We start from the raw sequence: 14263 nt of genomic DNA on the forward strand, positions 1-14263 counted from the left end.
GATCCCTCCTGTTTGCAAACCGGTTTGGCTTGCCGGCCGAATGGCCTGTCCCATATGCTCTGGATGCTGGTTCATTATTTGAACCGTTATTTTGAATATAGACTTGCAAACCAAGCGGCTTGCTGTCAAGTTAATTCACACGTTAATTGATTGCCCCTGCTGGGAGCAAATGCCGGGAGGATGCATTGGGTACGGTCGGCAAGGCGATTTCACTTCTGGAGCTGTTCACCGTGGCCGAACCCGAACTCGGGCTGAGCGATCTGGCGCGCCGCTCGGGCTTCGACAAGGCAACGACGCGGCGGCTGCTGGTGGCGCTGACGCGCCATGGCTTCGTCGAGCAGGACGCCGCCACGCGGCACTACAGGCTCGGTGCCGGCCTGTCGCGGCTGGCACGCATCCGCGAGGCGCGCTTCCCTTTCCTGCCGACCGCGGTACCGCTGGTGCGGGATCTGGCCAGCGCCACGGCCGAGACCGTGCATCTGTCGGAAATCGGCATCGACAGGCTGGTCACGGTCCATGTCGAGCATCCGGCCCGGGCGAATCGCGTCAACATCGATATCGGCCAGCTTCTGCCCCTGCATTCGACCGCGTCGGGCATTGCCTATCTGGCCTTTGCCAGGGAGGAAGTCGTCAAGGCATGCCTGGCGGGTCCTCTCGAGGCCTTCACGGCGCACACGCTGACCGAACCCGCGGCCATTTCCCGTTCCATGGCCGAGGCGCGCGAGCGCGGCTATTCGATCTGCGATCAGGGCCTGGAAGAAGGCGTCATATCCGTCGCGGCGGCAATCCTGGCGGCGGACGGCTTCGCGCTCGGCACCATCGCCGTGGCCGCGCCGAAGGCCAGGACGACGACGGCCGACATCACGCAACGCGGACTTGCGGTCATGGCAACGGCACGGGAGATTTCGATGCGCCTCAATGGCGACAATCTGCAAAGTCTGAGGAGGCAGGCCTGATGTCCGCAGAGACCGCGCCCCGCATCCTGGTCATCGGCACCGGCGACACCAAGGCCGACGAATTGCTGTTCATGAAAGCCTGCATCGAGGCATCGGGCGGCAGCGCCGTGATGATGGATGTCAGTGTACTGGGCAATCCGCCCTACAGCCCCGATCACGACAAGCACGGCGTGGCCCGCGCCGTCGACGTGACGATCGAGGAGATCGTCGCGAGCGGTGACGAGAACACTGCCATGACGCTGATGGCGGGCGGGGCCGTGCAACTGGTGCGCCAGCTGCACCGCAATGGCGAGATCGACGCCTTCATCGCCATAGGCGGTTCGATGGGTACCGACCTGGCGCTCGACGTCGCGCTTTCCCTGCCGCTCGGCGTGCCGAAATTCGTCGTCTCCACCATCGCCTATTCGCACCTGATCCCGCCCGAACGCGTCGCACCGGACCTGATGATGATCCTCTGGGCCGGCGGGCTCTATGGCCTCAACTCGATCTGCAGGCTGGTCCTGTCGCAGGCCTGCGGCGCGGTGGTCGGCGCGGCCAGGATCGTGCTGGAGAACCGCGCCTCGGCCCCGGCGATCGGCCCGACCATCGGCATGACCTCGCTCGGCAGTTCCTGCCTGCGCTACATGAAGACGCTGAAGCCGGCGCTGGAACGCCGGGGTTATGACGTCGCCGTCTTCCACACCACAGGCATGGGCGGCCGCGCCTTCGAATCGATCGCCGGCCAGGATCATTTCTGCGCCGTCTTCGATTTCAGCCTGCAGGAGATCACCAACCATCTGGCCGGTTCCGTCGTCTCCTCCGGCAATGACCGGCTGGAAAATGCCGGCGCCCGCGGCATTCCGCAGATCGCCGCCCCTGGCGCGGTCGACATGGTCGACCTGCCGACCTGGCAGGATTTGCCGGCTAAATTTTCCGAGCGCCCGTTTCACGCCCATAACAGGCTGATCGCCTCGATCACCGTCGATGCCGACGACCGCCGCGAGGTCGCCAGGACCATCGCCGCCAAGCTCGGCGTCTCGAAAGGGCGCTCCGCCCTCATCCTGCCCTCCCGCGGCATCCAGGAATGGGACATGCAGGGCGAGCCGCTTTATGAGCCGGAAGCCCTCGCAGCCTTCGTCGACGAGATGCGCAAGGCGATTTCCCCCGAAGTCGAGTTCCACGAGATCGACGCCCATATCAACAGCGACGATTTTGTCGCCAAGGCACTCGAAATCTTCGACCGCTGGGTCGAGGAAGGCGTCATCCCGCGCGGCATGCCGGCCAAGGGGGTGGCAGCGTGAGCGCTGTTCCGGCCCAGGCGCTCGTCCTCGATTTCGGCGGCGTCGTCACCCGCACGCTGTTCGAGACCCATGCCCTGACCGAACAGGCGCTCGGCTTGAAGCCGGGAACGCTGCAATGGCGCGGCCCGTTCGATCCAGCCAGCGATCCGCTGTGGCGCTCGATGCAGGCCGACGAGATCAGCGAGCGTGACTATTGGCGCACCCGCACCAGTGAGGTCGGGCGTCTCGTCGGAGAGGACTGGCAGGCAATGGAAACCTTCGTCCAGCGCGCACGGGGGGCCGAGCCGGAAAAGGTGGTGCGGCCCGAAGCCGAACATGCCATCCGCGCCGTTCATGCCGCCGGCTTTCGCCTGGCGATCCTGTCCAACGAACTCGACCTGTTCTACGGTGCCGATTTTCGCCGGCGGCTGCCGCTGCTCGGCCTGTTCGACGTGATCGTCGACGCCACCTATACCGGCATCCTCAAGCCCGACGCGCGCGCCTATGGTTTCGTCACCGAGGCGTTAGGCCTGCCTGCCGAGGCTTGTGTCTTCGTCGACGACCAGCAGCGCAATGTCGATGGCGGCCGTGCCGCCGGCATGCGCACGGTGCATTTCGACGTTGCCCGGCCAGCGCTTTCCTACGCCGAAGTCCTTGCCCATTTCGACCTCGTCCCAGTTGCCTGAGACCATTTGCGGAGCCTTGTGATGCGCGACATCAATTTCCTCACCGAGACCAATGCCAAGCCGATCTGGCATCCGATGGCGCATCCGGCCGAGATGCGGGCCAATCCGCCCAAGGTGATCATGAAGGGTGAGGGCGTCACCGTCACCGATATCGATGGCAGGAGCGTGCTCGACGCGGTCGGAGGCCTGTGGAACGTCAATCTCGGCTACAGTTGCGACCCGATCAAGAAGGCGATCGCCGACCAGCTCGGCGCGCTGCCTTACTATTCAGGCTTTCGCGGCACCTCGACCGGGCCGTCGATCGAGCTCGCCTACGAACTCGCCGAATGGTTCGCGCCGGAAGGCATGGTGCGGACCTTCTTCACCTCGGGCGGCTCGGATTCGGTCGAGACAGCACTGCGGCTGGCGAGGCAATACTGGAAGATCCGCGGCCAGGCCGACCGCACCAAGTTCCTCGCCTTGAAGAAGGGTTATCACGGCACGCATTTCGGCGGTGCTTCGGTCAACGGCAACGCGAATTTCCGCCGCAACTACGAGCCGCTGCTGCCCGGCGTGTTCCATATCCCGGCACCCTGGACCTTCCGCAACCCGTTCGACGAGGCAGACCCGGCGCGGCTGGCCAAACTCTGCGCCAGGGCGCTGGAGGAGGAGATCGCCTTCCAGGGCGGCGACACCATCGCCGCTTTCATCATGGAGCCGGTGCTCGGCGCCGGCGGTGTCATCGTTCCACACGAAAGCTTCATGCCGCTGGTGCGCGAGATCTGCGACCGCCACGAGATCCTGCTGATCGCCGACGAGGTGGTGATAGGCTTCGGCCGCACAGGCGCCTGGTCGGGCTCGCGGCTGACCGGTGTGAAGCCGGATTTCATGACCATCGCCAAGGCGATCACCTCCGGCTATTTCCCGCTCGGCTCGACCTTGATCGGCGCCAAGGTGGCCGATGTATTCGAGGCCGACAAGACCAGTTTTGGCTCGATCGGCCATGGCTACACCTATTCCGGCCACCCGGTCGGCTGCGCGGCGGGATTGGCGGCACTTGCCGAGACCAAACGGCTCCGTTTGAACGAGAACGCGGCCGCGCGCGGCGTCGAGCTTGGGGCGGTGCTGGAAGGGCTGAAGGCCCGGCACGCCATCGTCGGCGATGTCAGGTACAAGGGCCTGATGGCGGCACTGGAACTGGTCTCCGACCGCGCGACCAAGAAGCCGACCGACAAGAAGACCATGGCCGTGGTTTCGGAGGCGGCCTACGAGGCCGGCGTCATGCTGCGTGTCTCCGGCAACAACATCATCCTGTCGCCGCCCCTCATCATCAGCGCCGCCGATGTGGCGAAGATTGGCGAAGCGCTGGACGCCGGCCTCTCGAAGGTCTGACAAAGCGGCTGACACAACGGAGTTTTGATACATGCAGATGGCTCAATCCCAGAAGAAACCGGCTGGAGAAACGCTGATTGGCCGGCGTGGCCGCCTGCTCGGCGCGAAATCGCAATTGTTCTATGACGAACCGGTCCATCTGGTGCGCGGCGAAAGCGTCTGGCTCTACGACGCCGACGGCCGCCAATATCTCGACGCCTACAACAATGTCGCCCATGTCGGCCACTGCCATCCGCATGTGGTCGAGGCGCTGTGCCGGCAGGCAGGCCTGCTCAACACCCACACGCGCTATCTCCACACCGCCATCCTCGACTATGTCGAGCGGCTGACCGCGACATTCGATGCCGGCCTGTCCACCGCCATCCTGACCTGCACCGGCAGCGAGGCCAACGACATCGCGCTGCGCATGGCGCAGGCGACGTCGGGCCAGATGGGTATCATCGCCACCGACGCCACCTATCACGGCAACACTTCCGCCGTTTCGCAGGTCTCAACGCGCATGCCTCCGGTCGGCGGCCGTGCGCCCTATGTCAGGCTGGTGCTGGCGCCCGACAGTTATCGCCATTCCCACGCCATGGCCAACGGCAAGGCGTTCGGCGACGCGGTGCGCGAAGCCATCGCCTCGCTGGCAAAGGACGGTATCGGCCTTTCCGGCATGATCCTCTGCCCGCTGCTCGCCAATGAAGGTTTCCCGACGCTGCCCACCGGATTCTTCGACGACACCGTGGCGGCGGTGCGCGAGGCCGGCGGTCTGGTCATCGCCGACGAGGTGCAGCCCGGCTTTGGCCGCACCGGCAGCCATTTCTGGGGCCATCAGCGCGCCGGCTTCGTTCCCGACATCGTCACCATGGGCAAGCCGATGGGCAATGGCCACCCGGTCGCCGCTGTCGTCACCACCACAGAGATCCTGGCGACGTTCCGCAACGCCTTCCGCTATTTCAACACCTTCGGCGGCAATCCGGTTTCCTGTGCGGTCGCCAATGCCGTCCTCGATGTCCTGGAAGACGAAAACCTCGTTGCTAATGCGCGCGATATCGGCGCCTATGCGCTCGGCCTGCTGCGGCCGCTGGCCGATCGGCATGACTGCATCGGGGAAGTCAGGGGCGCCGGCCTGTTCTTCGGCGCCGAACTGGTCCGCGACCGCGAGACGCGCGAGCCCGCGCCCGATATCGCCGGGCGCGTCATCAACGCGATGCGCGACCGCGGCGTGCTAATGGGGAAGACCGGCATCCACGGCAATGTGCTCAAGATCCGCCCGCCCATGCCGTTTTCACGCGCCCATGCCGAGCTTTTGATCGGCACGCTCGACGAAGTGCTTGGTGAAGTCGGCGGAGGGACGGCGTGAACGCGGTTTTCGAGCGAGCCGAGCCCGAGACGGCGGCGGATGTTACCGCACTTGCCCGGCATGCGCTCGCTTATTGGGGCGTCCGCGACGGCGAACCGGAGCTGCTGAAATACCGCGAGAACGCGGTCTTCCGCGTCTCTCTGCCGGACGGCCAGCCGGCCGCCATGCGCATCCATCGGCTTGGCTACCACACGGATGCCGCGCTGCGCTCGGAACTGCAATGGATGAGGTTTCTGCAATCCGCCGGTATCGCCACGCCGTCTCCGGTGCCGACACCGGCCGGCGATCTGTTCGTGTTTGTCAGGAAGGCCGCTTCAGGACCGCCTCGCCAGGCCGATTGCCTGAGCTGGCTCGAAGGCCGCGCCGTCGGCGCGCGGGGCGTACCCCTGGCCTACACTCCTGAACAGGCAAGGCAGGTCTTCACCGCGATCGGCCGAACCATCGCGCAGATGCACAATATCAGCGCCAGCTGGACGCCGCCCGCCGGTTTTGCCCGCCATGCCTGGGATTTCGACGGCTTCTTCGGCCCGAGCCCGACCTGGGGCCGCTTCGAGACCTCGCCCTTTCTCGATGGTCCGCGCCGCGACCTTGTTTTGCAGGCACGGGACAAAGCCGTGAAGGCGCTTTCGGAGCATGAGCGCAGCCCTCGCAACTTCGGCATCATCCATGCCGATCTGGTGCGCGAGAACGTGCTGATCCATGACGGCGCGGTGCGCATCATCGACTTCGACGATTGCGGCTTTGGCTGGCATATGTACGACCTTGCCGTCGCCCTGTATCAGAACCGGCAGGAGCCGCTCTATCCGCTGATCGAGGCATCGCTGCTCGAGGGCTACCGGCAGGAGCGGACGTTGACGCCGCACGATGTCGCCGCGCTACCGCTGTTCGCCGCGCTGCGGTCATTCGCCTTTCTGGGCTGGGTGCAGAGCCGCGTCGAAGGCGACATCACCAGGGAGGTCGGCCTGCGCATGTCCAACATCGCGGCCGATGTGGTGATCGCCTATCTGCGCGGCGAATAGGCGGCACCGTCAGCCCTTGGCGAAATGAATGCTGACCGTGCCTGAACTGCCAAAATCGGCGACGATCGTGTCGCCGGGCCGCGCCTCCACAGGACGCACGAATGAGCCCGACAGCACCACTTCGCCGGCGGCGATGGACATCCCGTAGCGGGCGAGCCGGTCGGCCAGCCAGGCAACGCCCATGGCCGGGTGGTTGAGCACGCCGGCGCCGAGCCCGGTTTCCTCGACCTCGGCATTGCGCGAGACGATGGCGCCGATCCAGCGCATGTCGGCCTCATCGGGCCGCTGCGGCCGCCCGCCGATGACGATGCCGGCATTGGCGGCGTTATCGGAGATCGTGTCGAAGAAGCTGCGCGCCTTCTTCGTCTCGGCGTTGACGCGTTCGATGCGCGTGTCGAGGATTTCCAGCGCCGGCGTGATGTAGTCGGTGGCATTGAGCACGTCGAAGAGGGTCACCCCTGGCCCCTTGAGCGGCGCTTTCATGACGAAGGCGATCTCGGCCTCGACGCGCGGCTGGATGAAGCGGCCGGCCGGAACCGTCGCGCCGTCGTTGAAGAACATGTCGTCGAACAGCACACCGGAATCCGGCGTGTCGATAGCCAGCGCATATTGCATCGCCTTGGAGGTCAGGCCGATCTTCCAGCCCTTCGGCTTCAGCCCGGCATCGATCTTGCGCGTCACCAGCGCCGCCTGGACGCGATAGGCGTCCTCCATGGTGGCGTCGGGAAAATCGAGGCTGAGCAGCCGGATCTGGCGGCGCGAGCGCTCGGCCTCGAACAGCCGGTTGGCGGCGTCTTCCACTTGTTCCGGGGTCATGAAGCTGCCTCGTCGACGACGCTGTTGCGCAGCACGCCGATGCCGTCGGCCTCGACCTCGATCACGTCGCCCGGCTTCAGCCAGACCGGCGGGTCGAAGCGGGCGCCGGCGCCGGTCGGCGTGCCGGTGACGATGATATCGCCTGGCACCAGCGTGGTGAAGGTCGAGATGTAGTTGATGATCTTGCGGAAGGAAAAGATCATGCGGCTGGTGCGGTCCTGCTGGCGCAGCTCGCCATTGACCCGGGTGGAGAGCGTAATGTCGGCGATCTGCGCCTCGTCCGTGAACGGCACCAGCCACGGGCCGATCGAGCCGGTGCGGTCGAAATTCTTGCCTTGCGTGACGTTGAACTTGGCATGCCGGACCCAGTCGCGGATGGTGCCTTCATTGCACAGCGACAGTGCGGCGATATGGCCGAGCGCTTGGGTCTCCGCGATGCGCCGGCCGCCCTTGCCGATGACGATGACGATCTCGCCCTCATAGTCGAGTTGTGGCGATTCGGGCGGCCGCACCAGCGGCGCGCCGTGTCCGACGAAGGAGCGCGGGAAGCGGATGAAAAGCGACGGGTTGGCCGGCGCCGCCTGCCCGTCCTTGTACTCCTCGTTGCGGTCCGGATAGTTGACGCCGACGCAGATGATCTTTTCCGGCGACGGGACAGGGATGTCGTAGGCGAGGGCGTCGAGCGGAAAATCGGCGGCAAACCCCTCCGCCTCTTCCGCCAGCCGCCGCAAGGCGCCGGCCTCGATCACCTCGCGCAATGTCGGCCACTGGCTGTAGCAGGCCGACAGGTCGACGACGCCCTTGCCTGTGACCGCGCCATAGCGCGCCTTGCCGCCGGCGGTGAAGGTGGCGAGGCGTGACGGGGTCATGCGGCGGCTCCGCCGATGGTGATGCGGAATATCGGCGAGGTTGGAGCCCTACGGCGCCCCCCTCTGTCCTGCCGGACATCTCCCTCACACGGAGGGAGATTGGCAGCTCGGACGGATGGCGCTCTTCTTGCAGCGTTGGAGATTGGCGAAGGCGGAGATGACGTCCAATCTCCCCCCTCGTGGGGGAGATGTCCGGCAGGACAGAGGGGGGCGCGAAGGAATGCCGTCATCGATCAAATCTCATCAGGGCGCCACAATCGGCGAGGCCGTCAGATCCGGCTGGCGCACCTCCGCTCCGGCAAATGCGCTGCCTTCCTCGAACCAGCTTTTCGGCGCCGGCGCGCCCCACAGCGTCTGGCGCTGCGGGTCCTTGAGGTCCCATTTGATCGGTTCGAGGTCCGGATCGACCGTCTGGTAGTCCGAACAATAGATCTCGATGCGGTGGTTGTCTGGGTCGCGCACATAGAGGAAGAAGGCATTGGAAATGCCGTGCCGGCCGGGGCCGCGTTCGATGTTCGCGAGATAGCCGGTCGTCGCCATCAGATCGAGCAGGTCGATGATGTTGAGCGGCGTCGGCACCCAGAAGGCGACATGGTGCAGGCGCGGTCCGATCCCATTGGTGAAGGCGATGTCGTGCACGCCGCCCTTGCGGTGCGTCCAGGCCGCCCACAGCTTTCCGCTCGAGGCATCCTCCGTGTATTCGGTGACGCGGAAGCCGAGCTCGTTGTAGAAGGCGACGGACTCGTCGACATTGGGCGAGAAGCAGTTGAAATGGTCGATGCGCAGCGGCTTCACGCCGCGATAGAGCGCGTATTTCTGGTGGATCGGCGGCAGCCTTGCCATCTCGGCATAGAATTCCAGCGGAATGCCGTGCGGGTCACGCGTGCGGAAGGTGCGCGACTGATAGGGCCGCTCGACCCAGTCCACCGGCAGGCCCTTGCCCTTGAAGAAATGCGCCGCCTTGTCGAGATCCTCGTCCGAAAAGACCTTGAAGCCGAGGTCACGGGCTTCCGGCGTCGTCGCCTTGCGCAGCACGATGCAGTGATGGCCACGCTCCTCCATGGCGCGCAGGTAGATGGCGCCCGATGTCTCGTCGGTGACCTGCAGGCCGAGCGTGTCGACATAGAAGGCGCGCGATCTGGCCAGATCGGTCACCGCCAGCTCGACATGGCTGAGGCGCACGATGTTGAAGGCCGGATAGAGGTTGGGCTTGGGCAAGGCCATTCTGATCTCCTCCGGTCAGCAGCCGAGTTTCTGGATCGCATGCGCTGAGGTGGCGAAGGCGATGTTCTTCGTCTCCATGTAGAAATCGAAGGAATGGTCGCCGCCGTCGCGGCCGATGCCGGAATTCTTGACGCCGCCGAACGGTGTCGGCAGATGCCGCACATTCTCCGAATTGACCCAGATCATCCCGGCATCCAGCGCGTCGGTGAAGCGAAAGGCGCGTGTCACGTCGGAGGTCCAGAGATAACCGGTCAGGCCGTATTGCGTGTCGTTGGCCAGTGCCAGCGCTTCGGCCTCGTCCTTGAAGGCGATTGCCGTCAGCACCGGCCCGAAAATCTCCTCCTGGGCTATGCGCATCCGGTTGGTGGCGCCGGTAAACAGCGTCGGGCTGACATAGCAGCCGCCGCCGGGGCCAGCGAACTTGCCGCCGCCGGCGGCGACCACGGCGCCCTCCGATTTGCCGATCTCGATATAGGACAGCACCTTCTCCTCATGCACCGGATGGATCAGCGGCCCGACCACGGTCTTCGGATCGAGCGGATGGCCTATTCTGATGCGCTTGGCCTTCTCCGCCACCAGATCGGTGAACCGGTCGTAGACCGAGGCTTCAACCAGCAGCCGCGACGACGAGGTGCAGCGCTCGCCGTTGAGCGAATAGATCATGAACACCGCCGCATCCGCGGCGCGTTCGAGATCGGCATCGGCAAAGACGATCACCGGGTTCTTGCCGCCGAGCTCGAAATGCACACGCTTCAGCGTGTCGGCGCCCTGTTTCATGATCATCGAGCCGGTGCGGCTCTCGCCGACGAAGCCGATCGCCTTGATGTCGGGGTGCTCGGTCAGCGCCTTGCCGGCATGTTCGCCAAGCCCGTTGACCAGGTTCCAGACGCCTTTCGGCAGGCCGGCCTCCTCGGCGATCTCGACCAGCAGGCGCGCCGTCAGCGGCGAGAACTCAGCCGGCTTATGAACCACCGTACAGCCTGCCGCCAGCGCCGGCGCGATCTTCCAGGTCGACAGCATGAATGGCGTGTTCCAGGGCGTGATGATGCCGACCGGGCCGATCGGCACCCGGGTGGTCATATTGATCTGGCCGGTCGTCCGCAGCGTCTCGCCGTCGCGCGCTTCCGGCGCGCGGTCGGCGAAGAAACGGAAATTCTCCGCACCGCGCACCGCAGCCTTGGCCATGAATTTCAGCGCCTGGCCGGTGTCCATGCATTCGACGAAGGCGATCTCCTCGGCGCGCGCCTCGATCGCGTCGGCGATTTTGTGCAGCAGCTTTTTGCGCGCTTCGCCAGGCATGGCCGCCCAGGCCGGAAAGGCCGCCTTGGCCGCCTTGGCGGCGCGGTCGATGTCGGCACTGTTGCCGCGCGCGACCTTGGCCAGCGGCTTCAAGTCGACTGGCGACAGCGTCTCGAAGGTCGAGCCGTCAGCGGCCGGCACCGGTTCGCCGCCGATCTGGTTCAGCACGCCGTCGCTCTTGAAACGGGCCAGATAGGCCTCGGCCTTCTTCAGATTGCCTTCGAGGTCGGACATGTCAGCTTTCCGTCACTTGCCGCGAAGCCGCGGGTGGATGGCATTCTTCTTCCAGCTCAGCGCCGGATCAATTTCCCGGATCTCCAGGGACAAAGCGAAATGCGGGGTCTCGAACAGCGGCGCCAGATATTCGTTCACCGCCTTGAAGACGGCATCGCCGGTGCGTTTCTTGTCCTCGGCGCCGCGACCCGCCCCGACGCGAAACGACATGTCGAGAAAGCCATTTTCCGGCAGATTGTCGGCTATGGCGTAGGCCTCGGCGCGGAAGGCCCGCACCCGCACCGCACCGGTCTCGAACAGCCCGGTGTCGAGCACGGTGCGCAGCACCAGCGCGCACAATTCGGCCATGTCGACCTTGGCATCGAGATTGGCTGAATACTCGATGGAGAAGTGAGGCACCGCGTCTCGTTCCCTGGAACATTGCTTGTTGTAGTTAACGCGTTAATTACATACGATGTCGCCGAAGTCAAGCCTTGCATCCGGCCCGAGGCGACGATACGGGATGACAGGCTTTGACGGCCAGCGCTGCCGGGCAAAGCCCGCCGCCGATCGCAAGCCAGCGCTGGAGAGAATTTTACTTGCTGCCCGAGAACACCCGCCGCTCCTTGCCAATGGCGCTCCTTCATGCCCGCGAAGTGGTGATGGCGCGGTTTCGCCCGATGCTCGCCGCGCATGACGTGACCGAACAGCAATGGCGCGTGTTGCGCGTGCTGAGCGAGGCCGGCCCGGTCGAGGCGACCGAGCTTGCCGATCGCGCCTCGGTGCTGCCGCCCAGCCTGACGCGCATCATCAAGGCGCTCGAGGGCCGAAAGTTCATCACCCGGAACAAAGCGGAAGGCGACGGCCGCCGCGTCATCCTGACCATCGCCCCGGCCGGCTCTGCCCTGATCGACGCCCTGTCCCCCGAACGCCGCGTCATCTACGACGACATCGAAAAGCGCTTCGGCCATGAGCGGCTGGAGCAGTTGCTCGATCTGCTGGAGGCGCTGATCGACGGCGAGAGCTGAGCGCTCTCCGTCCCGCGCCGTTCGCCCCGCCTCACCCTCCAAAGCTTCCGAGCCGTGTCGGCTGCGTGTAGTTGCGGTCGACATAGAGCAGCGCCGAGCCACCGCTGCCGTGCCGCACGTCGATGACGCGGCCGATCATGACATTGTGCGTGCCGACGATATGCACGTCCTCGATCTCGCAATCGAAATTGACGATCGCGTCCGACAGCGCCGGCGTGCCCGAGGTCAGCGTCTGCCAGCGCGCCGCCGAATAGCGGGCCTCCATGTCCCTTGTCGCACCGGCGAACTTTCCCGCCAGGTGCATGTGGTCATGCGTCAGCACATTGACGCAGAAGCGCCGGTTGGCGAGGAACATGGCGGCCTGCGTCGAACGCCCGTTCATGCAGACCAGCAGCGTCGGCGGCTCGTCGGAAACGCTGCACATGGCGGTGGCGGTGAAGCCGCCGCGCCCGGCCGGGCCGTCCGTCGTGACGATGTTGACCGGCGCGCAGACCCTGGCCATGGCGTCTCGGAAATCGGTTTTCGAGATCTGCGTGGCCATCGGAGTTCATCCAGCCGTCGAGGTCAGCGGCGGCAGCCAGGTGTCGCCAGTCCAGCCATTCACGTCATAGTCGGCCATGCAGGTGTCGACCAATTCCTCCATCGCCTTCAGCCGCCCGCCGCGTTCGGCGCCCTTCAGCACCTGCAGCCGCACCTCTTCCGGTGCGCCGGCATAGTTGAGCTCATAGAGCGCGTGGCGGCCGCCGAACTCGGTGCCGGTCGCGTCCCACAACAGCTTCATGATCTTGATGCGCTCGACATGGCCCATATCGTTGGAGCCGCGCACATATTGCGCCAGGTACTTGTCGATTTCGGGATTGTTGAAGTCGCGCACCGATGACGGCAAATAGATCAACCCCGATGCGATCACCCGGCGCACCGTGTCGATGACGCGCGGATAGGCTTCCGACATGAAGGTGCGGTAGGCGAGGGCGGCGTCGAGATTGGGCAGCACCGCGCCATTCGCCCACGGGATCGGATTGTAGGCCATGGCGTTGGAAAAGCTCCAGAACATGTGCCTGAGCGCAATCACCTCGCCAAGTGCCGCCTGATTGCCGCGGAAGGCGTCGCCGCCGGTGGCGCGCAGCGCCTTGGCGAGCAGACCGGCGAGGAAGTCGAGCTTGACGGCGAAGCGCGTGCAGCCCTGGAAACAATAGCCATGCATGAAGCCCGACGCCGGGTGGAACGACAGGATCTTCTGCGCGTCGCGCAGCACCAGAACATCCTCCCAGGGGATGAAGACATTGTCGAGCACCAGGATCGCGTCGTTCTCGTCGAAGCGCGACGACAGCGGATAGTCGAAGGGTGCCGCCACCGTATTGGCTGTCTGTTCATAAGAGACGCGGCAGAACATCTTTATCCCCGGCGCGTTCATCGGCACGATGAACATCACCGACAGCGACGGATCCTCGGTGACCGTCGCCGAGCCCTGCGCCAGGAAATTGTAGTGCGTCAGCGCCGAGGACGTCGCCACCACCTTGGCGCCGGAGACATGGATGCCGGCATCCGTCTCCTTGGTGATGTGGACGAACACGTCCTTCACCTGTTCGGCCGGCTTGTGGCGGTCGATCGGCGGGTTGACGATGGCATGGTTCATGAACAGCACGGCGTCCTGCGCCCGTTTGTGCCAGGCGAGCGCATTGTCCTTGAACGGCCCGTACCAGTCGGCATTGGCGCCGAGCGTGTTCATCAGCGCCGCCTTGTAGTCGGGCGTGCGCCCCATCCAGCCATACGACATGCGCGACCACTGCGCGATCGCCGTCTGCTGGGCGGCGAGATCGGCGGCGGAATGGGCGACGCGGAAATATTTGTGGGTGTAGCCGCCCGAACCGGTGTCGGTCGGCGAGGTCAGCGCCGCTTGCCGCGCCGGGTCGTGCAAGACATCGTAGAGGCGGGCGAGCGAGCGGACCGAATTGCGCATCGCCGGATGTGTGGTGACGTCGGCCACACGCTCGCCGTTGATATAGACCTCGCGGCCGTCGCGCAGGCTCTCCAGATACTCGGCCCCGGTGAACGGGCGTTTCGTGTCGGCCCGGAAATCTTCCGATCGCATCATCATCATCCTCCCTTAACGTGTTAACAATAGCGCTGGCCGTTACAAAGGTTTATGGACAAAAGCACGAATCCGCTTGGACTTTT

At 65.0% G+C, this 14263-nt stretch carries 14 protein-coding genes; 7 read left to right on the top strand and 7 right to left on the bottom strand.

Annotated elements, in window-relative coordinates:
* Positions 1 to 185 precede the first annotated feature (185 nt).
* From FJV83_RS15985 to FJV83_RS16010, 6 genes are read left to right on the top strand one after another with little or no spacing between them, the layout of a single operon-like run.
* A complete protein-coding gene (locus FJV83_RS15985) occupies positions 186 to 956 on the top strand; it encodes an IclR family transcriptional regulator (RefSeq protein ID WP_142885845.1) in 771 nt (256 codons plus the stop codon).
* Positions 956 to 2236: a Tm-1-like ATP-binding domain-containing protein gene (locus FJV83_RS15990; protein ID WP_142885844.1), complete on the top strand. Its 1281-nt coding sequence runs from the start codon at positions 956 to 958 to the stop codon at positions 2234 to 2236. The genes FJV83_RS15985 and FJV83_RS15990 overlap by 1 nt, the downstream gene beginning before the upstream one ends.
* Positions 2233 to 2901, top strand: coding sequence for an HAD-IA family hydrolase (locus FJV83_RS15995; protein ID WP_142885843.1), 669 nt, complete (start codon positions 2233 to 2235; stop codon positions 2899 to 2901). Before FJV83_RS15990 ends, FJV83_RS15995 begins: the two co-directional genes overlap by 4 nt.
* A gap of 21 nt (positions 2902 to 2922) precedes the next feature.
* On the top strand, positions 2923 to 4272 hold the full coding sequence (locus FJV83_RS16000) for an aminotransferase class III-fold pyridoxal phosphate-dependent enzyme (RefSeq protein WP_142885842.1): 1350 nt from the start codon (positions 2923 to 2925) through the stop codon (positions 4270 to 4272).
* A gap of 37 nt (positions 4273 to 4309) precedes the next feature.
* Positions 4310 to 5617, top strand: coding sequence for an aminotransferase class III-fold pyridoxal phosphate-dependent enzyme (locus FJV83_RS16005; RefSeq protein ID WP_142885917.1), 1308 nt, complete (start codon positions 4310 to 4312; stop codon positions 5615 to 5617).
* A complete protein-coding gene (locus FJV83_RS16010; RefSeq protein WP_142885841.1) occupies positions 5614 to 6636 on the top strand; it encodes a phosphotransferase in 1023 nt (340 codons plus the stop codon). The genes FJV83_RS16005 and FJV83_RS16010 overlap by 4 nt, the downstream gene beginning before the upstream one ends.
* Positions 6637 to 6645: 9 nt before the next feature.
* Here FJV83_RS16010 and hpaH read toward each other — a convergent pair whose 3' ends face one another.
* The 5 genes from hpaH to FJV83_RS16035 all read right to left on the bottom strand — a co-directional run bounded on the left by hpaH (position 6646) and on the right by FJV83_RS16035 (position 11477).
* Positions 6646 to 7452 (bottom strand): 2-oxo-hept-4-ene-1,7-dioate hydratase, encoded by an 807-nt coding sequence (gene hpaH / locus FJV83_RS16015; protein ID WP_095788558.1) that lies wholly within the window; start codon positions 7450 to 7452, stop codon positions 6646 to 6648.
* The gene (locus FJV83_RS16020) at positions 7449 to 8321 is read right to left on the bottom strand and encodes a fumarylacetoacetate hydrolase family protein (protein WP_142885840.1); all 873 of its coding nucleotides are present in this window, start codon (positions 8319 to 8321) and stop codon (positions 7449 to 7451) included. Before FJV83_RS16020 ends, hpaH begins: the two co-directional genes overlap by 4 nt.
* 243 nt (positions 8322 to 8564) lie before the next feature.
* Positions 8565 to 9545 carry a 3,4-dihydroxyphenylacetate 2,3-dioxygenase gene (gene hpaD, locus FJV83_RS16025; RefSeq protein ID WP_142885839.1) on the bottom strand — a complete coding sequence of 327 codons (981 nt, stop codon included), beginning with the start codon at positions 9543 to 9545 and terminating at the stop codon, positions 8565 to 8567.
* A gap of 15 nt (positions 9546 to 9560) precedes the next feature.
* Positions 9561 to 11078 (bottom strand): 5-carboxymethyl-2-hydroxymuconate semialdehyde dehydrogenase, encoded by a 1518-nt coding sequence (hpaE, locus tag FJV83_RS16030; RefSeq protein WP_142885838.1) that lies wholly within the window; start codon positions 11076 to 11078, stop codon positions 9561 to 9563.
* A gap of 12 nt (positions 11079 to 11090) precedes the next feature.
* The gene (locus FJV83_RS16035) at positions 11091 to 11477 is read right to left on the bottom strand and encodes a 5-carboxymethyl-2-hydroxymuconate Delta-isomerase (protein ID WP_095792452.1); all 387 of its coding nucleotides are present in this window, start codon (positions 11475 to 11477) and stop codon (positions 11091 to 11093) included.
* Positions 11478 to 11689: 212 nt separating this feature from the next.
* Here FJV83_RS16035 and hpaR point away from each other — a divergent pair, with 212 nt between their 5' ends.
* Positions 11690 to 12085, top strand: coding sequence for a homoprotocatechuate degradation operon regulator HpaR (hpaR, locus tag FJV83_RS16040; protein ID WP_245318148.1), 396 nt, complete (start codon positions 11690 to 11692; stop codon positions 12083 to 12085).
* A gap of 31 nt (positions 12086 to 12116) precedes the next feature.
* Here hpaR and FJV83_RS16045 read toward each other — a convergent pair whose 3' ends face one another.
* Together FJV83_RS16045 and FJV83_RS16050 are read right to left on the bottom strand one after the other, a co-directional pair.
* Entirely contained in the window at positions 12117 to 12626 is a 510-nt protein-coding gene (locus tag FJV83_RS16045; protein WP_027040919.1) for a flavin reductase, read from the bottom strand.
* A gap of 6 nt (positions 12627 to 12632) precedes the next feature.
* On the bottom strand, positions 12633 to 14177 hold the full coding sequence (locus FJV83_RS16050; protein WP_142885916.1) for a 4-hydroxyphenylacetate 3-hydroxylase N-terminal domain-containing protein: 1545 nt from the start codon (positions 14175 to 14177) through the stop codon (positions 12633 to 12635).
* Positions 14178 to 14263 lie beyond the last annotated feature (86 nt).

Origin of the sequence: Mesorhizobium sp. WSM4307, assembly GCF_007003945.1 — a bacterium.
GTDB lineage: Bacteria > Pseudomonadota > Alphaproteobacteria > Rhizobiales > Rhizobiaceae > Mesorhizobium.